Origin of the sequence: Mesorhizobium sp. B263B2A (genome assembly GCF_020165775.1) — a bacterium.
In the GTDB taxonomy this organism is placed as follows: Bacteria; Pseudomonadota; Alphaproteobacteria; order Rhizobiales; family Rhizobiaceae; genus Mesorhizobium; species Mesorhizobium opportunistum.
Genome location: NZ_JAIUIU010000035.1, coordinates 24297 through 46207, shown reverse-complemented (window position 1 = coordinate 46207; position 21911 = coordinate 24297). Strand labels below are relative to the sequence as shown.

Below are 21911 nucleotides of genomic sequence, written 5' to 3'. Positions count from 1 at the left end.
GATGCCGCGCGTTGGAATTAGTGCAGGCCTCGCCGGGCACTGCCCAGCTTCTCGCCTTCTACTTCGGGCGAGTTCAGCTTTCTTTCGGCTTCGCGTAGCCTGTCGGCCGGCGTCGGCGCGCTCCTGGCAACCATGACATAAATGATGGCGAAATACCCGGCCTGGATGACCACGGCGCAAATGATGACGCGTAGCAGGGTCGTGCCCAGCGAAACGCCGTCAATCCAGGACCAGCCGACGACGATCGCAAGAGCGAAAATCATCCCAACGATGAATTTTGGAAGCGACATACCCAACAGCCCATAAACCGGCTCGGGTTATATCCAACGATTGCCCCACCCGAGCGCCGTCCCTTGTTATGCGGGCTTGTTAAACCACCCGCCGTCGACCGGTTGCTTCCGGCCTTTCAACCTGTCGCCACTCTGACAGGTATAATTTGCAATTCTATTAAGGCGAGCAGAAGGCGGCAAGGGCAACCGCACATATTTTTGATTGAGCTTTCGCGTTCGACTCTGCCATGCTGCAATGCACACGACCGCACTTCACTCAACCTGAAGCGGCTGGCATTTTTCAGTACAATCTGTAATATTGAGTAGTATTTTATGTTAATAGTCGTGAACTTCGCACCTTTCTAAAGCACTAATATGCATCCCTCTGGGCCACAGAGAACGTCCCGCCCAAAATTCGCCTCAAAAAGGTCCGCATTTTTTTCATTTGCCCATTTATTGTCACAAATGTGCTATGTATCCTGAAAAATGTGCATTGGGAGCTTATTATTTAGTCAATTCATGACGTGACTATTTCAATGGGCTGGGAAATTGTGTGTTGCGCTGCAACATTTTTTTGGTATCGTGTGGTGAACCATTCGTTCAACGCATGGAGTTACGGCATGAGGGATATTGCCAAGTCGGCCACGGCGGACTTTTCGCAGGCTGACACCGATTTTCCGCCGCCGATCGGCGGACTCATGAAGCGAAGTTTCGATATTGTCGGTTCGCTGGCGGGACTAATCGCTCTCAGCCCGCTGTTCGTGATGATAGCGCTGCTCGTCAAATTCTCCGACGGCGGATCGGTTTTCTACGGCCACCGGCGAATCGGCCGCGGCGGCCGGGTTTTCCCGTGCCTGAAGTTCCGCACCATGGTTCCGGATGGCGACAAGGTGCTGGCCGCCTATCTGGCCACCAATCCGGAAGCCAACGCGGAGTGGATTGCGACCCGCAAGCTGAAGAACGATCCGCGCGTCACCCGCGTCGGAGCGGTGTTGAGGAAACTCAGCCTCGATGAATTGCCACAGATCATCAACATCCTGCAGGGCGACATGAGCCTTGTCGGGCCTCGCCCCGTTGTGCGCGACGAGCTGGAAATCTACGGCAGCGCCGCGGTTTATTATCTGAAGTCGCGGCCCGGCCTGACCGGCCTGTGGCAGGTCAGCGGCCGCAACGACGTCTCCTATGACAGCCGCGTCGCGTTCGATCGCCACTATGTCGAAAACTGGTCGCTGTTCGAAGACGTTCGCATCATCATCAGGACCGTGCCGGCCGTGTGGATGTCACGCGGTTCTTACTGACCGGCCGGCCGATACCAAGCATCCGGCGGCAAGCTCATCGGGCGATGGGGCTAAAACGGATCGGAACGTTCACTTGAAGACAGACATGTTCGAAGCCTTTGGCAGCGGCCCACTCTCCGGCCGCTCGCGGCTCATGGCCACATGCCTCGCGTTGTCCCTCGCTTTTCCCCAGCTCGCAACCGCCGACGAATACCATCTCGGCTCGCAGGACAAGCTCACCATCCGCATCGCGGAGTGGCAGACCGTCGAAGGCACGTTCAGGGACTGGACGGCGGTCAATGGCCAATACACGGTCGGCCCTAGCGGCACGCTGTCGGTGCCTTTCGTCGGCGAGTTGCCGGCGGCAGGCAAGACCACGGCGGAAGTCGCGGCGGCTATCGGCGAGGCGCTGCAGCGCAAGCTCGCTCTGTCGGACAAACCCGAAGCCTCGGTCGAGATGGCGCAGTTCCGGCCGTTCTACATTTCGGGCGAAGTGCAGAACCCCGGCCAGTTTCCCTACGTGCCCGATCTGACGGTGCTGAAAGCGATCAGCGTCGCCGGCGGCATCCGGCGCAACGCCGACTACGGCCCGCAGCTCGGCAAGGACCTGGTCACCGCCAAGGGCAATTTCGACATTTCCGACGACCAGCGTGTCCGGCTGATCGTCAGGCGTGCCCGCATCGATGCCGACCTTGCGGGCAAGACGAGCTTCGAGGCACCGAAGGAGGTCGAGGGCGATCCACGGCTGCCGACCATCGTCGCCGACGAGATGACGATCCTGACGGCCGACCAAAAGGCGCTGAAGCTGAAGCTCGAGGCGCTCGACGACCTCAAGGGCGTCCTGCAGGCCGAAATCGAATCGCTGCAGAAGAAGATCGTCAACCAGCAGAAGCAGGTCGACCTTGCGCAGCAGCAGCTCGCCAGCATCGGTCCATTGGCCCAGAAGGGCCTGGTCGCCAATGCGAGACTTCTGGATTCGCAGCAGTCCGTCACCGACCTGCAGGGCAAGATCCTCGACTACGAGACAGCCATCCTCACCGCCAAGCAGGCGATCAGCAAGGCGACGCAGGACGCCATCGATGCCCAGAACACGTTGAGTTCCAGCCTCGCCGCCGACCGGCAGCAGACCGAAGCCGATCTGAACGAGGCCGCGCTGAAGGTGAATATGCAGAAAGGCCTGATAGCCCAGGCCACCGATCCCGCGACGACGGCCGCCATCACCAACGACCAGCAGCCCACCCTGCTTTATTCACTGGTGCGCAATGTCGACGGCAAGACCAGCGAGATCGCGGCGAAGGAAGAAACGCAAGTGCTGCCCGGCGATGTGATCAAGGTCAAGCTGGCGCCGCTGGCCAGCCAATAGACACGCCGCCTTTGGCGCGATCCGGCGCCTTCGATCCCCAATCGCAAAAAAGACATCCAACCTCCGTCAGGCCTGCCTGGCGGAGGTTTTTTGTTGGTGCGATTTTCTTTGATAGTGCGATGTCCAAGACCTTGAGATTTTCAAGACCTTGAGATTTTCGGGGCCGTGAGATCTTCAGGCGGCGAAACGATCAAAGCGCGCCGCCTTCGAAGGAAATCACGCGACGCGCTTTTGTCTTTGATGCATGTCGTTGCCCAAAATCGCTACGCCCTTTTGGACAAGGTGCGTTGGCTCACGAAGGATCGGCAGTCGCCGGACGGCCCGCGTGCCGCGGCCATTCGGCCTCGCCCCTGTTCGCATCCGCCGGCTCGAAGGCCGGCGACCGCCGCGTGCCGGTAACGGGCAGCCGTGCCAGCTTGAAATAGCTGAAATACATCAGGAAGGAGCCCATGATGTAGGGGTTGAGGATCTCGACCTCGACGAAGGAGCGGATCAGCAGCAGCACCATCACGCCGAAGAGAACCACCGATTCGGCTTGCCACGCCTTGAAGATCACCATCGAGACGTGACCGTAAAGCGTGCGCAGCATGATCAGCGACACCATCGTCGCGCCGGTGAAGCCGAGTTCGACAAGCGCCTCGATATAGGTGTTGTGGAAATGGAAGCCGGTGCGGGTGGTGATGTAGAATTCGTTCCACAGCCGTTCGGCCTCGGCGAATCCCTGCACCCAATAGGCGGCATAACCGACGCCGAGGATCGGCGACCGCTGAGCGGCATCCCAGCCCTGTTCCCAGAGATAGGTCCGCCCGGTGAGCGTCGAATCCTTGCCGAAGATGCCAAGCACGAAGTCCATGAGCCCAAGATTGAGCGCCACAACAGCCACCACGACGATCATGCCGGCACCGACCAGGAAGATCACGCGGCGATAGCGCCGCGACAAGAGCTTGCTCATGGCAAGCAGTGCAATCAGCGCCAGGACCGCCGGTATCGAGGCCATCGAGGTGGCGGAATGCGAGACGACCAGCACATAGGCCGACAACAGCACGACCGGCACCGTCAGGATGAAGCTGAGCCGGCCACGCCGCAGGAAGGCGAGGAACACAACCGAGAAATAGATGCCGAGCGAGCCGACAAAACCGATCTGGTTCTTGGACGCGAAGGCGCCGACGAAATTGTAGGTGCCGTCGAGGACATCCTCGGAATAGCCCCCGACCTTGAGTGAATAGAGCAGGACGAAGAATATCCCGATCAGGGCGCCCAGCGTCAGGGTGCGCGCGCTGACGGTGCGCGCCGCGACATAGGCGCAGGCAATATGGGAAAGGTACTGGATCGCCGTCCTTGCGGTGGTGCCGGGCGCCTGCGACCAGAAGACGGAGAAGCAGACATAGGCCGCGAACAGCAGCGGCAGCCAGGCGCTGGACAGCTGACGCAGGAAGCGCCGGTAGTCGACCAGGATGAGCGGAAGCCAGACGGCGTAGTAGGCCAGGATCAGCACCTGGCCGAATATGACGGAATAGGAGAACGCCCAGATCGAGACGGCAACGGCAAAGGCGCCATAGGCGGAGTTCTTTTCGGGATCGACCAGCAGGGACTTGGGAATCTTCATCTCAGAGTCCCGTCGACGCGACCCAAGACCGGCAAGCCAGAGACCACCAAGGCCGGCAGGCCGAAAGCCTGCCGGCATATCCGCAAACAGGGGCGTACAATAAACAGCGTCTCCATTGTGCAGTGCAATATAACCTATCGCGCCCCTCGCTCAATGGCAAATCCGGGGCAAATCCGGTCACCTTGTCTTACAGCCGGGCGATTGCCGAGAGATCGACGGGTCGCCTGTCCGGCGACAGCCACCTGGGATCAGGCGACAAATGGAGCGGCACGGCGCTGCTTCGGGATTGGCCCAGACGATCGCCCCGCATGCCGGCTTGAACTTGCCTGCCGGCGACTTCACAGTCCACCTGGGGCGAGGCGGCCGGTTGCATCGGTCACGGACAGAGGAAAATCAGATGCCTATGCATTTTGCGGGACGCTTCGCCGGCCGGTCGGCGGTCATCACCGGCGGGGCCTCGGGCATCGGTCTGGCGGTGGCGCAAAGGATCGTCGGCGAGGGCGGGCGCGTCAGCGTCTGGGATCGCGACCCGGCCCAGATCGAACAGGCCAAAGCCGTTGTTCCCGGCCTGCACGGCGTGACGTTGGACGTTGCCGATGCGAAGGGTGTTGAAGCCGCCACAGCGCGGACGATCGAAGCCCTTGGCGGCGTCGACATCCTGGTCACCAGTGCGGCCATCACCGGACCCAACATGACGACCTGGTCCTATTCGACGGAGGATTGGCAGAAGGTCATCGACATCAACATCAACGGCGTCTTCTACTGCAACAAGGCGCTCGTTGCGCACATGCTCGAACGCGACTATGGCCGCATCGTCAACATCGCCTCGATCGCCGGCAAGGAAGGCAATCCCAACGCCTCCGCATACAGCACCTCGAAAGCGGCGGTAATCGGCCTGACCAAGTCGCTCGGCAAGGAATTGGCCAAGACCAAGATTACGGTCAATTGCGTGACGCCGGCGGCCGTGCGCACCGCGATCTTCAAGCAGATGAGCCAGGAGCACATCGATTTCATGCTGTCCAAGATACCGATGGCGCGCTTCGGCGAGGTCGAGGAAGTGGCGGCACTGATCTGCTGGATCGCCTCGGAAGAATGCTCGTTCACGACGGCCGCGGTGTTCGACGTCTCCGGCGGCCGCGCTACCTATTGACCAGGCGGGGACTCCCGCCTCTGCCAGATCCAACTACAATTCCGCGTGACGGAGCAACGAACGGAGCTGGACAGGCGTATAGTGGCTGACGTCCGGATGGATGGTGATGACATAACAGGGTTTGCGGGAAAGCCATGACGCGACGAGACAGCCCGGCAGGAGCGAACGCCCACGGCCGCCGTGCCGATGCCGTGCGATCGGCGGGAGCCGCGACCATCAGGCCGGAGTTTGCATCGTTTGCCTGAAGCATATCCCGCCACGCTGTCCGATGACGAACTTCTGGATCGCTATCAGCGCGCCGCCTTCGGCTATTTCCTGGAGAATGTGAACCCCGACAACGGGCTGGTCGCCGACACGTCGCGGCCGAATTCGCCGGCCAGCATCGCGGTCGTCGGTTTCGCGTTGTCCTGCTATCCGATCGGCGTCGAGCGCGGCTGGATGACGCGCGAGACGGCGGTGGAGCTTACCCTTGCCGCGCTGCGTTTTTTCTCGGCCAGCCCGCAAGGCGGCGGCGACGAGGTCACCGGCCACAAGGGTTTTTACTACCACTTCCTCGATATGCGGACCGGGCTGCGCGTCTGGCGTTGCGAGCTGTCGATGGTCGATACCGCCTTGCTGATCGCCGGCTTCCTGGTGGCGAGCGCCTATTTCGCCGGCAGGGATGAGAAGGAAACCGAAATCCGCCAGCTGGCCGAGGCGCTCTACCGGCGCGTCGACTGGCGCTGGGCGCAAGGCAGCAGTCCGACCTTGCGGCAAGGCTGGAAGCCCAAGAGCGGCTTTCTGCACTATGGCTGGGAAGGCTACAACGAGGCGACGATCCTCTATGTGCTGTCGATGGCCTCGCCCGACAGCCCGACGTCGGACGACAGCTACGAAGGCTGGACGGCGACCTACCAGTGGGAAAACATCTACGGCCATGACGTGCTCTATGGCGGGCCGCTGTTCATGCACCAATTCTCGCATGCCTGGATCGATTTCGCCGGCATCCGCGATGCCTTCATGCGCGAGAAGAATTCCGACTATTTCGAAAACAGCCGCCGTTCGACCTACCTTCACCGCGACTATGCCCGGCACAATCCCTATGGCTTTGAAGGCTATGGCGAGAACCTCTGGGGACTGTCGGCCGGGGACGGACCGGGCGGCTTCCGCGCCAGCGTGGAGCGACGGCGCCACCGGTTTTCCGGATACGCCGCGCGCGGGGCGCCTTTCGGGCCGGATGACGGGACGATCGCGCCATGGTCCTATCCGGCGTCGCTGCCCTTCGCGCCTGACATTTGCCTGGCGGCCTTGCGCCATCTCGGCAACCGCTATCCGCAGGTGATCGACAATTTCCGGCTGCCGAGCGGCTTCAATCCGACATTGGCCAGCCGGCGAAAATTCGGCCGTAACGGTTGGATCTCGGAAGGCCATTATGGGCTGGACCAGGGCATCGTGGCGATGATGATCGAGAACCACCGCTCGCGCCTGATCTGGGAGTTGATGCGGTCCAATCCTCACATCCGTCGCGGCCTGGACAAGGCCGGTTTCACTGGCGGATGGCTGTCGCAGCTCGCAAGCCCCGAGCCTGGGGGCCGCGATGTCGCGTGAACGGACAAAAGCCGCCGCTTTCCCGGTCGACCGCAACGATGTCGAGCTGATCCGGGGCGCGCATCCACCGCGCTGGAAGAACCCGGAGCCGGACGGTCCCTACAATCTCGTCGTCGTCGGCGCCGGGCCTGCCGGACTGACCGCCGCGCGCGACGCCGCAAGCCTTGGCGCCAAGGTCGCGCTGATCGAGCGCGGGCTGATCGGCGGTGCCTGCGTCAATGTCGGCGGAGTGTCGTCGAAGTCGATCATCCGCACGGCCAGGCTCTATGCCGACATGCGCGACGCCGAGAATTTCGGCGGCGACACGCCGGAGCGTCTGCACGTCGACTTCGAGCGCGCCATGATGCGGATGCGGCAGATCCGGCAGCGGATCAGCCGCACCGATACGGCCGCCGCCATCGCTTCGCAAGGCATCGACCTCTATTTCGGTGAGGCACGCTTCGCCGGCACGGACACGGTGGTGGTCGCCGGCAAGACGCTGCGGTTCAGAAAGGCTTTGATCGCGACAGGTGCGCATCCAAGCGGGCCGGCGATTCCGGGGCTTGCCGAGGCCGGCTATCTCGACAACGAGACCATGTTCGACCTCACGAAGTGCCCGCCACGGCTGCTGGTCATCGGCGGCGGGCCGCTTGGCTGCGAGACGGCGCAGGCCTTCTGCCTGCTCGGCGCCAAGGTCATCCTGGCGCAGAGCGATCCGATGTTCCTGCCGGGCGAGGAACGCGACGCCGCGCAGATCCTTTCGGATGCGCTGGCGCGCGAGGGGGTCGAGGTGCGCCTGAACACCGAAGTGGTGGCGGTGCGGACAAAGGGCGGCCAGAAGCTCGCCGACCTGATGCGGGACGGCGACGTGACGACGATTTCCGTCGACGAGATCATCACCGGTGTCGGCCGTTCGCCCAATGTCGATGGCCTTGGCCTGGAAGACGCCGGGGTCGCGTATGACGCCAACGGCATCAAGGTGGACGATTATCTCAAGACCACAAATCCGCATATCTACGCGGCGGGCGATGTGTGCCTGGAATACAAGTTCACCCATACGGCGGAAGCGACCGCCCGCATCGTCGTGCGCAACGCGCTGTTTCGCGGGCGCGGGAAGCTCAGCGAACTTGTCGTTCCCTGGTGCACCTATACCGATCCGGAGATCGCCCATGTCGGTCTCTATCCGGTGGAGGCACGCCGGAACGGCATTCCGGTCAAGACCTATACGGTGCTGATGCACGACGTCGCCCGTGCCGTTATGGACGGCGAGGAAGAGGGGTTCGTCAAGATCCATGTCAGGGAGGGATCCGACCGCATCCTCGGCGCGACGGTGGTCGCCGCCCACGCCGGCGAGATGATCAATGCGGTGACGCTCGCCATCCGGTCAGGCATGGGATTGCATGCCCTGGCCGACGTGATCCACCCCTTCCCGACGCAGGCTCAAGGCATCAAGATGGCGGGCGACGCCTACCGGCGAACGCGGTTCACCACCTTGCGCAGGCGCCTGGCGGCGCGCTGGCTGGCCTGGTCGAGGCGATGACAGCGCATGGAGCAGCTTTTTCGCTGAAATGTCCGCAAATACACGACCAAGTATCCCGCCCGGCCCTTGACGGCACCCAGTACGACTAAGGAAGATTGGACGCACCGTGCGACCGCGGAACACTCGGGGATGCAGCCTGCAACTGAAACGGAATATGCAATCCGGCTCTTGGCCAAGGGCTACATCTGCGTGCCGTTGTGTGCCGGGGGCAAGCATCTCGATCTCCAGGCAATGGAGTATCGCCCCCTACATTTGCAGGCCCGTCGAAAGGACCTGAAAGAGTTGGCGTTCCAATCGGTTGCCTTTCATCTGTCGCAGAAGCCGCCAACCGGTAATGACATCCGGCGCTGGTTCCGTAAGTTTGCCGGAAATGTCGGAATCCTTGGAGGGTTCTCCAACCTTCTTATCTTGGATTTCGATGATGCCGCGACCTATCTGAGCTGGTCGAGCAAGCACCAGGCCCTTTTAAGTCGCACGCCGATTGCAAGATCGCCGAACGGGTTCCATGTCTATCTCAGGACGCGCGACCCGACGGCTTCGTCGAGCCTCTATGCCGGTATGCGCCGGATCGGCCACGTGAAGGCGCTTGGGGGCTATGTCGTTGGCAGCCCCTCCATGCTCAAGGATGGCTCGTCCTACAGCTGGCTGAAGGACCATTCACCATTCGATGTCGATCCGTCGCCCATCGAGGGCCTCGCTAGTCTCTCGCTTCGCGCGGTCTCGCCGTTCAAATACCACTATGACCGCATGCTGAACCGTGGCTTCTTCGAGCCCGCATGAGTATCCCGGACGGCGCGCGACCGGACATCAGCATCGTCATCCCCGCAAGGAATGCGGCCGCGACGATCGACGCGACCCTGCGCAGCCTTGTGCCGGACAGAAACCTCATCGGTGAGATCCTTCTGGTCGACGATGGATCCAACGATCAGACCGCGGCTATCTCGATCCAAAGCGCCCGCAAATATGAATTGCCGCTGCAGGTCCTCAGCATGCGGCTTGGCAGCGCCGGCGCCGCCCGCAACGCCGGTATGGCGCGTGCCAAGGGCGAGTTCCTGTTCTTCCTCGACACCGACGACGAGGTGATCGCGGGAGGCTTGGGGCTGTTGCGTGAGGCGCTTGTGAGCAATCCCGGAGCCGGCCTGTCGATCGGATCCAGCATTCGACGCACCGCGGGCCGGCCGGATAAGCTCAAGGCTCCACATGGATATACAAGCGATCGGGCCCTGAACGCCCGACGCTACCTTCTCAATGAAGCGTGGCCGATCGCCGTGGGAAGCGCATTGGTCGCAGCCGCGGCGACGGCCGCCATCAGCTTTCCCGAAACCACCGGTCTCGATGAGGATACTTGCTATTGGGCGGCCCTGCTGGCACGCTCCGACGTGGCGACGACCCCCGCGCCGGTGCTTCTCTATCACCACGACGAAGCGAGAATGGCGCGGCGATTCGTCCAGACCCCCCGAGCCACATTTCTCGCGATCGCACTGGAACTGGACAAGCTTGCCGGTTTAGGCCTTGCTAAGGACATTCTGCAATGGAGGAAAGCCTGGATCGCGCAGCGGATTTCCAGGCAGCTCCTCAAGCACAAGCAATACAGGGCTGCGAAGCGCATGATGCGTGCCGTTCGCGCCCACAAGACCCTGGGCGGGAGTTGGAAGACATTGCAATATCATACCCGAATTCATGCCGGGGCCATTGTCGAGCGGCCTGGTCATCGGTTGGATGCCAGGAGGGACAGGGAAAGACGCACGCTGATCGTGTCGTACGACCCGGCTTCTCCGCCAACTTCAGGTTCGGATCTGAGAAACTTCCGCAATGCCGACGCAGCCGCCAGGTTCGGACCGGTGTGCCTGGTTTCGGTGAAGCCGAAGATAGCAGGGAATGCGCCTGATCCATTGATCCGCGTCGAGGGCCTTTCGATCCAGGGAGAGCCCCGCACGGCCTCGGTCGGGTGGTGGCGCACCAGGGCGGAGAATCGCATACCGCGTTCCGCCCTGACGCGGCTTGAGGCGCTCGCCCGTGAATTCCGCCCTGACACCATCATTGTCGAGGGCCTCGGCCTGTTCAAGCTGCTGCGGCCCCTGCGCCCGCTGGCGGCGCAGATCATTCTCGACATGCACAATGTCGAGTCCGACCTTGCAGCACAGATCAGGCGTCTCAGTGCCAAGCGAACCGCGGCGGCATTCGGCGTCAGGTTCCTTGAAAGAAAAGCGCTGTCCCTTGTCGACAGGGTATGGGTCTGCTCGAACCTGGATCGCCAGAAGCTGATGAGGCTTTCCCGGCACAAGATTCCGATCCACGTGGTTCCGAACGGAATTCCGCAAACCGGCGATGTTCCCACGCACCTGCCTGCCGAGCCGTCGACCGGCAACGGCTTTCCGGTGATCGTGTTCATCGGCCATCTTGCCTATCCGCCAAACGTCGATGCCGCGCAGCGATTGGCCGGTGTCATATTGCCCCGTATCCGAAACGCCCTGCCGGATGCCAGGCTTGTCCTGGCTGGACGCACGCCGAGACCGGCCGTGCAGGCACTGGCCAGATTGCCTGGTGTGGAGCTCATCGAAGATCCCGCCGACGTGGCGCCACTCTTGTCCAGCGCGCATCTCACCGTCGTCCCGCTGACGGCGGGTGGCGGCACACGCATCAAGATCCTGGAAGCAATGGCCGCGGGTGTGCCGGTGATCGCCACGCCGATCGCGGCCGAGGGCCTGGACCTGGCCGGGAACGACGAGGTGCTGCTGTCTGACACCGACGAGACGCTTGCCGAGATGGCCATCGGACTCTGTCTCGATCCCGAACGCCGGGCGCGGCAACGCCTTCGCGCGCATCAGGCGGCATGGGCAAGGTTCGGCCTGCAAGCGATCCGCGACGCCGTTCGTGATGGGCTTGGACCAAACGGCCCCGCCGCATGATTCCAGCAATCCTGCACCAGACGTGGAAGACCGACCGTGTCCCCGCGCGCTTCCAGGCGTATGCCGACAGCTGGAAGCGGCACAATCCACACTGGACGGTGATGTTCTGGAGCGACCGGATGCTGCTCGATATCGTTGCCGAGCACTACCCGGATTTCCTGCCGGTGTTCTGCACGTACCCGAACGGCGTGGAGCGGTCGGATGCGGCCCGCTACATGCTTCTGCATCATTTTGGCGGGGTCTACGCCGACATCGACTGCGAATGCGTCGCGCCCTTCGATCCGGTCATGAACGAGACCCGGATCGTGCTGTGCAAGGAGCCGGCTTCGCATTCGGCCGTCCAGCTGGAATTCCGCGGCCTGCCCTATCTCCTGTTCAACGGGACGATGGCGAGCCCGCCCGGTCATCCGTTCTGGCTGCATGTCCTGTCGATGATGCCCGGGCTCGTCGGCGCCAAGGATGTGCTCGACGCCACCGGTCCTTGCCTGCTGACCTCCGCCCAGCGCAATTACGGCGATCAGGCGGCCTTCGCCATTCATCCTTCCGGCCTGTTCACGCCGGTGACGTCGGCCGGCAGCTCCGAGCGCGAGGCCGCCGACGACACGACAGCACTTTCGATCCATCACTGGGCCGGCACCTGGTGGATCCCTGAGCCGCCGCCGAAATGGACCACCAAGCTTCGCAATCGAGCCTACCGGCTTTGGTATCAGCTGACGCGTGGCGCGTATCTCGATGAGGCCGTGGCGAAAGCGGGCGTCGACAAAGCGGTCCTGTCGGCGCCGCCGCCTTCAGGCAAAAATGTCGCCGTACTGGTGCCGCTTCGCGACGCCGCCGACCTCATCCAGCCATTTCTCGATGCGCTGGAGGGGCTCGACTATCCCAAGGAGAGGATCAAGCTGGTTTTCTGCGAGGGTGACAGCCTGGATGGGAGCTGGGAGCGGCTGCAGGCCGCGACGGCGGGATTAACCGGCAAATATCGTGACATCGTCCTGCTGCAAAGGCGGGTCGGCACCAGCCTCGACCGGGCAAAACGGGCAAGGCCCAGGATGCAACGCGTGAGGCGGGGCGCGATCGCCAAGGTGCGAAATTACCTGATCGATCACGGGCTGAGCAAGGACGACGACTGGGCACTGTGGATCGACATCGACGTCTGGCGCTTTCCCGGCGATGCCCTCAACCGGCTGATCGCCACGGGACATCGCATCGCGGTGCCCAACTGCGTGAAGATCGCCGGCGGCGGCAGTTTCGACCTCAACAGCTTCATCGTAAGGCGGCAGACAAGGGATTATCGCTATTACCGCGACATCCGTGGCGGTCTCCACCAGCCTCCCGCGCAAACACCGAACCGGTATCATCTCAGCGATGTCAGGCATCTCGACATGATCGGCCTCGATGCGGTCGGCGGAACCATGCTCCTGGTCGATGCCGCCTTGCATCGCGGCGGCCTTCGCTTCCCCGAAATTCCCTACCGCGACCTCATCGAGACCGAAGCTTTTGGCGTGCTCGCCAACGATCTCGGCATCAGGCCGGTCGGCCTGCCTAAGCTGGAAATACTGCACGTGCCGTGGTGAGCCTGCAGCCCGCCGAAGTTTCTTGCCTAAGGGTTCCAGATCGACGATGGCCGCAGATGTCGCCAGGCGTCAGTCATGCAACTCGCGCGATATCGGCGGACCGACAGAATAGCCGGAGAATATAACCTCGAAACCCTCGCGCTGCGGCGAACAGCACATCATGCCGACATCGACCGTCTTCGAGACCGGGAAATAGGCGAGCCGCACCGGCTTCCAATCCCCGTCCGAAGCATCGAGATACTGGACGCGGATCGCCTCGGCGTGGCGCGTCAGGCGGATCCTGACGCCGTCCGGGCCGGCATGAATGGCCACCAGCGACCAGTCCGACGTGTCGTTGGTGACGACGACCGAGACATAGGCGAGGCCATCCGTGTATTCGATGCCGGCCTTGATCCAGTGCGTTTCGCTCAGCCGGACCATCAGCCCCGCCTGGTCGTAGAGCACCTTGTAGTCGCCCCTGACGGTGACTTCGGCGGTGAAATCGCCCTCGACTGGCCGATGCAGGAAATGGCCGTTGTCGCGCCAGAAACCGTAGAAGGTCTCACGCCAGAAATCGGTCCCCTTGCCGGTGCGTGCATGGACGGTATCGCCGTCGATGGCGTGGTGCGGCGGCGGGTTGAGCCAGGTCAGGTCCTGCAATGCCATGGCGACGCGCCGATCCGTTTCTTGAGCTGCGTGACCGCTGGCCCGACCGGCCGGCGCCGACCACCTTGCGCCCGATCAGCCTGCAAACGTGTAGGCAGTCTTCACGGTGGTGTAGAACTCCATGGCATAGCGGCCCTGTTCGCGCGGGCCGAAACTCGAGCCCTTGCGGCCGCCGAAGGGAACGTGGAAGTCGACGCCCGCCGTCGGCAGATTGACCATCACCATGCCGGCTTCGGAGTTGCGCTTGAAGTGGGTGGCGTGCTTCAGGCTCGACGTGCAGATGCCCGACGTCAACCCGAAAGGCGTGTCGTTGGCGACGGCAAGCGCCTCGTCATAATCCTTGACGCGGATGACGCTGGCGACAGGGCCAAAGATCTCCTCACGCGAAGAGCGCATGGCATTGGTGGCCTCGGTCAGCAGCGCCGGGCGCAGGAAGAAGCCTGGCGTCTTGCGGTCGAGCCGTTCGCCGCCGAAGGCAAGGGTCGCGCCTTCCCTGACACCGATGGCGATGTAGTCCTCGTCCTGCTTCAACTGAGTGGCGTCGACGACCGGGCCGATCTGCGTCTGCGCGTCGAGCGCATCGCCGATGACCAGCTTGCCCATGCGGTCCTTGAGCGCGTCGACGAAACGGTCGTGGATGGCGTCGGTCACGATCAGCCTGGACGAGGCCGTGCAGCGCTGGCCGGTCGAGAAGAAGGCACCGTTGAGCGCGCAATCGACGGCGACCGCGAGATCGGCATCGTCGAGCACGACCAGCGGGTTCTTGCCGCCCATTTCGAGCTGGAACTTGCGCATGTGCTCGACGCTCGCGGCGGCGACGCGTTTGCCCGTGCCGACCGAACCGGTGAAGGTGATGGCGTTGACATCGGGGCTGTCGAGCATGGCCTGGCCGACCACCGAGCCCTTGCCCATGACGAGGTTGAGCACGCCCTTGGGCAGGCCGGCGCGATGCAGGATGTCGACGATGGACCAGGCGCTTTCGGGAACGAGTTCCGCCGGCTTGAAGACGATGGTGTTGCCGTGGGCCAAAGCGGGCGCGATCTTCCAGGCCGGAATGGCGATCGGGAAATTCCACGGCGTGATGATACCAACCACGCCGACCGCTTCGCGGGTGATCTCGACGCCGACGCCCGGGCGCACGCTCGGCACCATCTCGCCGGACAGGCGCAATGTCTCGCCGGCGAAGAAGTCGAATATCTGGGCGGCGCGAATGGTCTCGCCAATGCCTTCGGCCAGCGTCTTGCCCTCCTCGCGCGCCAGATTGCGGCCGATCTCGTCCTTGCGGGCCATGATCTCGTCCGCGGTCTTCTTCAGCACCGCATGGCGTGCCAGCGGACCTGAGCGGGACCATGCCGGAAACGCCGCCTTGGCCGCGGCGATTGCCTGGCCGGCCTGTTCGACGCCAGCCGAGGCATACTCGCCGACGACGTCGCCGGTATCCGAGGGATTGATGTTACGGGAGCCGGCGTCGCCGACCCACTCGCCATCGATGAGGTTCTTGCGAAATACGTTCATGATCTTGCCTTCCTGCCTTGGCTGCTGGCTTGGCTGCCGGCCGCGCGGCGGCATCCGTCTGAACTGGTATTTGCCAGACAATTGCTTTGCGCGAAAGCACGCACTAGCCGAGACGCCGCGACAAAAATGCCCAGGCTTGTCTCCGCGCCGATGGTGCGGTGCATTCCGAAAACCAATCCGGCTAATATCCACGCGGCGTCATTCAGACCGGAATGAATCGCCCTGTACAGTAGTGTCCATGACCTTGATTTGGCCTGTGCGGCGTGTCATGCGTCGTGCGATGGCAGCACTCGAAACGACGATCCAACGCACCGGCGCCACCGGCAACGTCAAGGCCACTCGCGAAGACTGGCTGAAGCTTGCGCTTGAAACACTGATCTCTGATGGTGTCGAGCGCGTCCGCGTGCTGACGCTGGGCCAGCAGCTCGACGTCTCGCGCTCGAGCTTCTACTGGTATTTCAAGAGCCGGCAGGATCTTCTCGACCAGCTGCTGGACCACTGGCGGCAGACCAACACAAAATTCATCGTCGAGCGCGCCAGGCGGCCTTCCGCCACCGTGGTCCGCGGGGTGATGAGCATCTTCGAATGCTGGGTCGACGAAAGGCTGTTCGATCCCCGGCTGGATTTCGCGATCCGGGCCTGGGCGCGCCGTTCGCCCGCAATCCGGCGCGCGCTCGACGAAGCCGACGAAGAACGCGTCAACGCCATCCGCGACATGTTCATGCGCCATGGTTATGACGAGGAGGACGCATTCGTTCGTGCCCGCATCCTCTATTTCATGCAGATCGGCTATTACTCGCTCGAACTCGACGAGCCGATGAGCAGCCGCCTGCCTCACGTCGCTTCATACTTGCGCAGCTTTACCGGCCAGGAACCCACGACCGCAGATGTCGAGGATTTCTCGCGCTATGTGGTGGAGACGATGGCACGCAAAGGTTAGCACCAGCCGTCGTGCGCAAAGCGATACCGAACTAGACATATATGTACAATGCCACTACGCTACCCTGAGAAATCAGGCTTGTCCGCCGCACCATGACCAGACGCTATTCCGCATTATCGCTCTTCAAGGAAGGCCTGGCCGGCCACACCGGCTGGAAGCAGGCCTGGCGCTCGCCCGAGCCGAAGCCGGCCTATGACGCGATCGTCATCGGCGGCGGCGGCCACGGGCTGGCGACGGCCTATTACCTGGCCAAGAACCACAACATCACCCGAGTGGCCGTGCTGGAAAAAGGCTGGATCGGCGGCGGCAACACCGGCCGCAACACCACAGTGGTGCGCTCCAACTATTATTATCCCGAAAGCGTCGAGCTCTACGGGCTGGCGCACCGGCTCTATGAGGGCTTGTCGAAGGATTTGAACTACAACGTCATGCTGTCGCAGCGCGGCATGGTCAATCTCTGCCACTCGACGGCCGAAATGGAGATCGGCGCGCGCACCGTCAACGCCATGCAGATCAATGGCATCGATGCCGAGCTGTTCTCGCCTAAGGATGTCCGGCGCGTAGCGCCGATATACAATTTCTCGGCCGATGCGCGTTTCCCCGTGTTCGGCGGCATCTGGCAAGGCCGGGCCGGCACGGCGCGTCATGACGCGGTTGCCTGGGGCTATGCGCGCGCCGGGAGCCGGCTTGGCGTCGATATCATCCAGAACTGCGAGATCACCGATTTCATCATCGAAGGCGGCCGCTGCCGCGGTGTCCAGACGACACGTGGCGTCATCCGTGCCGAGCGCATCGGCATGGCGGTGGCCGGGCATTCCTCGGTGCTGGCGGCCAAGGCCGGGTTCCGGCTGCCTGTTAATTCCTATGCGCTGCAGGCCTGCGTTTCCGAGCCGGTCAAGCCGATCCTCGACACTGTGGTGCTGTCACCCGGCTGCGGCGTCTATGTCAGCCAGTCGGACAAGGGCGAGATCGTCGTCGGCGGCGGGCTCGACCGCATCCCGTCCTATGCGCAGCGCGGCAATCTGCCGACGCTGGAAACGGTGATTGCCGGCGTCTTGGAAATGTTCCCGATCTTCGGCCAGTTGAAGCTGATGCGGCAGTGGGCGGGGATCGTTGACGTCGTGCCGGATTCGTCGCCGATCATCGGGGAATCGCCGCTGCCGGGCCTGTTCCTCAATTGCGGCTGGGGCACCGGCGGCTTCAAGGCTATTCCCGCTGGCGGCACGCTGCTGGCGAACCTGGTGGCGACCGGCAAGCACAACGACATCAGCCGCCCGTTCGACCTCGACCGCTTCGCCAGCGGACGACTGATCGACGAGGCGGCCGGCTCCGGCATTGCGCATTAGAGGCAATCATGCAGCTTTTCCCTTGCCCGTTCTGTGGCCCGCGCGACGAGACCGAATTCCACTATGGCGGCGATGCCGGCAATGTCCGGCCGGATGGTGCCGAGGTGCCGATCGAGCGCTGGGCCGATTACCTCTATTTGCGCGGCAATCCGAAGGGCACGGCGCGCGAGATCTGGGTTCACATGACTTGCGGCGAGTTCTTCGTCATGGAACGTGACACCGTCACCCACAAGGTGCTGTCCTCGGCCGCGCTTGGCGGGGAGCACGCGGCGTGACCGCCTCGCGTCTTGCCACCGGCGGCAGCGCCATCGACCGCTCGCGCCCGATCCGCTTCAGCTTCGACGGCACGACCGTGCAGGGCTTTGCCGGCGACACCATCGCCTCGGCGCTGCTGGCCGGTGATGTCGCGGTGGTCGGCCGCAGCTTCAAGTATCATAGGCCACGCGGCATCTGGGGTGCGGGCGTCGAAGAGCCGAACGCGCTGGTCGATGTCGGCGGCGCGACGCCGAACACGCGGGCCACGACCGAGCCGGCGCGCAACGGACTGGTGGCGAAAAGCGTCAACGCGACGCCCAATGCGCTGGCCGACCGCAACGCCTTTCTCGACCGCTTTTCGCGCTTCATTCCGGCCGCATTCTACTACAAGACCTTCATGTGGCCGGACTGGCACATGTTCGAGCCGCGCATCCGTGCCATGGCCGGATTGGGCAAGGTCGACGCCGGCTGGGCCTCGCCGGGCCTATCGGACCAGATCAACCACCATTGCGACGTGCTGGTGGTGGGTGCCGGACCGGCAGGGCTGGCAGCGGCCAGACTGGCCGCCGTTGCGGGCCTGTCCGTGGTGCTTGTCGATGACCAACACCGAGCTGGCGGATCGCTCGGCCATCGCACCGGTGAGATCGACGGGAAATCGGCGACGGAGTGGGTCGACGAGACGGTTGCGAACCTAGCTGCCAACGGCCACCTGATCCTGCCCTGGACCACCGCCTTCGGCATTTACGACCACAATCTGGTCGGGCTGAACCAGCGCCATCTCGACGGCCGGCCGGACACGCTGTGGCGGGTCAGGCCGCGCCGGATCGTGCTGGCGACCGGCGCCATCGAGCGACCGCTGCCCTTTGCCAACAATGACCTGCCGGGCATCCTGTCGACCGATGCGGCGCTCGCCTATCTCAGGCGCCATGCGGTGCTGGTCGGCCGGCGCATCGTTGTCGCGACCAACAATGATAGCGCCTACGAGGTTGCCGCGGCAGTCGCGGAGGCCGGCGCCGACGTCACGCTTGTCGACATCAGGCGCGACGGCATGCCCGCCGCGCCCGTCAATGCGCGGGTGCTCAAAGGGCGGGCGCTTGCCTCGGCACGCGGCAAGCTTCGCGTCGAAGGCGTGACGCTCGACGACGGCAGCAGGCTCGATGCCGATTGCGTGCTGGTCTCGGGCGGCTGGACGCCGACCATTCATCTGTTCGGTCAGGCCAGGGGCAAGCTCGCCTGGAGCGAGGCGCGCGCCGCCTTCCTGCCGGGCGACCCGGTCGACGGCATTTCCGTCGTCGGGGCAGCCGCTGGCGCGGTTTGCCTGTCGGATGTGTTCGCCGGCGTCGCGGACGCCTTCCCGGGCAAGGGAAGTGCTGCAACACCGCGCAGCACCGGACCAGAGGCGACTGGCGGCATAGTAGCGGCATGGCCGATGCCGGGCTCGAAAGGGCGCATCTGGATCGACTACCAGAACGACGTGACGGTGAAGGACGTCGAACTGGCGGCACGCGAAAACTTCGTCTCGGTAGAACACCTCAAGCGCTACACCACGCTCGGCATGGCGACGGACCAGGGCAAGACCTCCAACCTGCCGGGCCTGGCGCTGATGGCAGGCATTACCGGCCGCACGGTGCCGGAGGTCGGCACCACCACGTATCGCCCACCGTTCACGCCGGTGCCACTGGCGAGCTTTGCTGGCGCGCGCGTTGGCGAGCTGATGGCGCCGGTGCGCCGGCTGCCGCTGGAAAACGCGCACCGTGCCAGCGGCGCCGTCTTCCAGGAATATGGCGGCTGGCTGCGCCCGGCCCATTATGGCGGCCGCGACGCCGATGCGGATCGCGCCATCCAGGATGAGGCGCGGCGTGCCCGCCAGTCGGTGGCATTGTTCGACGGTTCGACGCTCGGCAAGATCGAGGTGATCGGACCGCAGGCGGCCGCGTTCGTCGACTTCCTCTATTACAACACCATGTCGACGCTGAAGCCCGGCCGCTGCCGCTACGGCTTCATGCTGTCGGAGAACGGCGTGGTCTTCGATGACGGCGTGCTGGTGCGGCTGGACGAGCATCGATTCGTCGTCTCGTGCTCGTCCTCGCATGTTGCCGCCGTGCACGCCCGGCTGGAGGAATGGCGCCAGGACCGTTTCGGCCGCGACGCCGTCTACATCCACAACGCCACATCGGAAATGGCGACGCTGACCGTTTCGGGTCCAAACGCGCGAAAACTGCTGGAAAAGCTGGATCTCGGCCTCTCGTTCGACGATGCCGACCTGCCGCATATGGCTGTCGGCCATGGCCGCTATGGCGGCGACCAGGTTCGCATCGCCCGTGTCAGCTTCACCGGCGACAGAAGCTACGAAATCTCGATCCGAGCCGATCGTGCCGAACCGCTATGGGCGCATCTGCGTCAGGCCGGCCATGCGCTCGACGCCGTCTTCATCGGCCTCGAAGCGCTGATGATCCTGCGGGCCGAGAAAGGCTTCATCGTCATCGGCAAGGACACTGACGGCACCACGCTGCCGCATGATCTCGGCAGCGAAGGGCCCCGCGCCAAGCGCAAGACCGAATATGTCGGCCGCCGCTCGCTGTTCACCGAGGAGGCGTCGCGCGGTAACCGTTTGCAGCTTGTCGGCTTGTCGGTGCCGTCTGGTGAAGCGCCATTGCCCACAGGCGCGCACGGCATCGACCGTCGCGACGGCAAGCTGAAAAGCCTGGGCTTTGTCACGTCAAGTTATCAGAGTCCGACGCTTGGCCACCCCATCGCGCTTGGCCTGATCGAGCGTGGCGCAACGCGTCATGGCGAGACGATCGAAATCCAGCATCTCGGCAAGATCAGGACGGCGACGATCGCCGCCGCTTGCGCCTTCGATCCGGCAGGAGACCGGCTCAATGCGTGATCTCGCGGAGAAATGGCCCATCGCGCCGGACTGGCCGGCGGCAACGATCATGACGCCTGGCCTGGCGGTGCGTACGGTCATGGGCCTCGACCAGACACTGGTCAGCGGCGACCTCGATGCCTGGGCGCGTCTGTCCGGCGTGAAGGCGGATGGCGTGGGTGCCTTTGGCGCGGCGCAGGGCGAACGCTATGCCGCGCGGCTGGCCCGCGACCGGCTGCTCGTGGTGTCGAACACCCCGCTTGGCATCGCGGCAGGCTGGCACAAGGAAGGGTTCGCGGTGACGGAGATCAGCGGCGGCCTGCAGGTGTTCGAAATCGAAGGCGTGGAACTCGAGGCTTTCATGGCCCGTGGAACGACGCTCGACCCCAGGCAGCCAAGTGCCAGTGCGGCGCTTTCCTTCGCCGGCATCAGCGCCATCGTCTATCGCCATGGAAGCAAGCTGCGCATCCACGTCGACCGCGGTCTTGCCGCCTATCTGTGGACGTGGATGGAGCAGGCTGCCGGCCACATCGCGGCCGGGAGCCAGACAGCCTCGATCACGCTCAGAGCGTGAAAGACCAAAACAGGCAGGCCAGCGTCGCGGCGGCGAAGACCACGAAGAACAGGCTGCGCAGCAGCACGTTGCGGCGCAGCTCGTTCATGACGAAGTGACAGCCGACGACGGCGACGGCAAACAGGAACCGCCAGTTCAATAATGCCAGCAGGGCGCTGCCCTGCCCGAAGGCCCATCTGGCAAGAAGGCCGCCGACAATGGTGGCAAGCAGCACGATCACCGTCCAGAAGATCGCGTCGGCGGCATGGGTCAGCACGATGCTGGCCGCACGGATCGGCAGGATCATCATCAGCAGCGCGCTGAAGAAGTAGACGGCGGCCAGCGGAATGAACGTTCCGGCATCGGCAATGCCGTCGAGGCGCCTGACGCCGATCGCCCCATAGGGATAGCCGTGCCTGGCCACCGCCAGGCTCAACGCCATGAGCAAGGCGGTCAGCACCGCGACCAGCGCGAAGGATATGAGGGCTTTGCTCATGATGTTCCTGTCCCAGACGAATCAGACAGGAACGTTGTAGC

At 63.5% G+C, this 21911-nt stretch carries 18 protein-coding genes; 13 read left to right on the top strand and 5 right to left on the bottom strand.

The genetic code is table 11. The features are described 5' to 3' along the window. Positions 1-17: 17 nt before the first annotated feature. Positions 18-290, bottom strand: a complete 273-nt coding sequence (locus LB568_RS30745) for a hypothetical protein (protein ID WP_031249634.1) — start codon at positions 288-290, stop codon at positions 18-20. A gap of 599 nt (positions 291-889) precedes the next feature. Between LB568_RS30745 and LB568_RS30740 the strand changes: the two genes are divergently transcribed. Then, positions 890-1567 (top strand): sugar transferase, encoded by a 678-nt coding sequence (locus LB568_RS30740; protein WP_140570488.1) that lies wholly within the window; start codon positions 890-892, stop codon positions 1565-1567. Positions 1568-1652: 85 nt separating this feature from the next. Further along, positions 1653-2909 carry a polysaccharide biosynthesis/export family protein gene (locus LB568_RS30735; RefSeq protein ID WP_224732141.1) on the top strand — a complete coding sequence of 419 codons (1257 nt, stop codon included), beginning with the start codon at positions 1653-1655 and terminating at the stop codon, positions 2907-2909. A gap of 292 nt (positions 2910-3201) precedes the next feature. Here the strand turns inward: LB568_RS30735 and LB568_RS30730 are convergent, their stop codons facing one another. Continuing rightward, positions 3202-4515, bottom strand: a complete 1314-nt coding sequence (locus LB568_RS30730) for an O-antigen ligase family protein (protein ID WP_013891497.1) — start codon at positions 4513-4515, stop codon at positions 3202-3204. Between the two features lie 397 nt (positions 4516-4912). Between LB568_RS30730 and LB568_RS30725 the strand changes: the two genes are divergently transcribed. From LB568_RS30725 to LB568_RS30700, 6 genes are all read left to right on the top strand, one after another. Further along, positions 4913-5665 (top strand): SDR family NAD(P)-dependent oxidoreductase, encoded by a 753-nt coding sequence (locus LB568_RS30725; RefSeq protein ID WP_224732140.1) that lies wholly within the window; start codon positions 4913-4915, stop codon positions 5663-5665. 237 nt (positions 5666-5902) lie between these two features. Next, positions 5903-7252, top strand: a complete 1350-nt coding sequence (locus LB568_RS30720) for a glucoamylase family protein (protein WP_224732139.1) — start codon at positions 5903-5905, stop codon at positions 7250-7252. Beyond that, positions 7242-8771, top strand: a complete 1530-nt coding sequence (locus LB568_RS30715; RefSeq protein WP_224732138.1) for a mercuric reductase — start codon at positions 7242-7244, stop codon at positions 8769-8771. Before LB568_RS30720 ends, LB568_RS30715 begins: the two co-directional genes overlap by 11 nt. A gap of 168 nt (positions 8772-8939) precedes the next feature. Beyond that, the gene (locus LB568_RS30710) at positions 8940-9551 is read left to right on the top strand and encodes a bifunctional DNA primase/polymerase (protein WP_263497327.1); all 612 of its coding nucleotides are present in this window, start codon (positions 8940-8942) and stop codon (positions 9549-9551) included. Further along, positions 9548-11680, top strand: coding sequence for a glycosyltransferase (locus LB568_RS30705; RefSeq protein ID WP_224732137.1), 2133 nt, complete (start codon positions 9548-9550; stop codon positions 11678-11680). Before LB568_RS30710 ends, LB568_RS30705 begins: the two co-directional genes overlap by 4 nt. Beyond that, positions 11677-13251, top strand: a complete 1575-nt coding sequence (locus tag LB568_RS30700; RefSeq protein WP_224732136.1) for a glycosyltransferase — start codon at positions 11677-11679, stop codon at positions 13249-13251. The genes LB568_RS30705 and LB568_RS30700 overlap by 4 nt, the downstream gene beginning before the upstream one ends. Positions 13252-13320: 69 nt before the next feature. On the opposite strand, the gene LB568_RS30695 is transcribed toward LB568_RS30700, so the two are convergent. Continuing rightward, positions 13321-13896: a DUF1349 domain-containing protein gene (locus tag LB568_RS30695; RefSeq protein ID WP_224732135.1), complete on the bottom strand. Its 576-nt coding sequence runs from the start codon at positions 13894-13896 to the stop codon at positions 13321-13323. Between the two features lie 75 nt (positions 13897-13971). Then, a complete protein-coding gene (locus LB568_RS30690; protein ID WP_013891505.1) occupies positions 13972-15411 on the bottom strand; it encodes an aldehyde dehydrogenase family protein in 1440 nt (479 codons plus the stop codon). A gap of 280 nt (positions 15412-15691) precedes the next feature. Here LB568_RS30690 and LB568_RS30685 point away from each other — a divergent pair, with 280 nt between their 5' ends. The 5 genes from LB568_RS30685 (at position 15692) to LB568_RS30665 (ending at position 21395) form a co-directional block, all read left to right on the top strand. Further along, positions 15692-16351: a TetR/AcrR family transcriptional regulator gene (locus tag LB568_RS30685; RefSeq protein WP_041163957.1), complete on the top strand. Its 660-nt coding sequence runs from the start codon at positions 15692-15694 to the stop codon at positions 16349-16351. A 92-nt stretch (positions 16352-16443) separates the two neighbouring features. Then, positions 16444-17697: a sarcosine oxidase subunit beta gene (locus LB568_RS30680; protein ID WP_224732134.1), complete on the top strand. Its 1254-nt coding sequence runs from the start codon at positions 16444-16446 to the stop codon at positions 17695-17697. Between the two features lie 8 nt (positions 17698-17705). Beyond that, positions 17706-17972, top strand: a complete 267-nt coding sequence (locus LB568_RS30675; protein ID WP_224732133.1) for a sarcosine oxidase subunit delta — start codon at positions 17706-17708, stop codon at positions 17970-17972. After that, positions 17969-20842, top strand: a complete 2874-nt coding sequence (locus tag LB568_RS30670; protein ID WP_224732132.1) for a sarcosine oxidase subunit alpha family protein — start codon at positions 17969-17971, stop codon at positions 20840-20842. The genes LB568_RS30675 and LB568_RS30670 overlap by 4 nt, the downstream gene beginning before the upstream one ends. Beyond that, the gene (locus LB568_RS30665; RefSeq protein ID WP_224732131.1) at positions 20835-21395 is read left to right on the top strand and encodes a sarcosine oxidase subunit gamma family protein; all 561 of its coding nucleotides are present in this window, start codon (positions 20835-20837) and stop codon (positions 21393-21395) included. The genes LB568_RS30670 and LB568_RS30665 overlap by 8 nt, the downstream gene beginning before the upstream one ends. Here the strand turns inward: LB568_RS30665 and LB568_RS30660 are convergent. Then, complete coding sequence (locus LB568_RS30660) at positions 21385-21870, bottom strand: hypothetical protein (protein WP_224732130.1); 486 nt, start codon at positions 21868-21870, stop codon at positions 21385-21387. The two genes, LB568_RS30665 and LB568_RS30660, sit on opposite strands and share 11 nt — an antisense overlap. Positions 21871-21911: the final 41 nt, after the last annotated feature.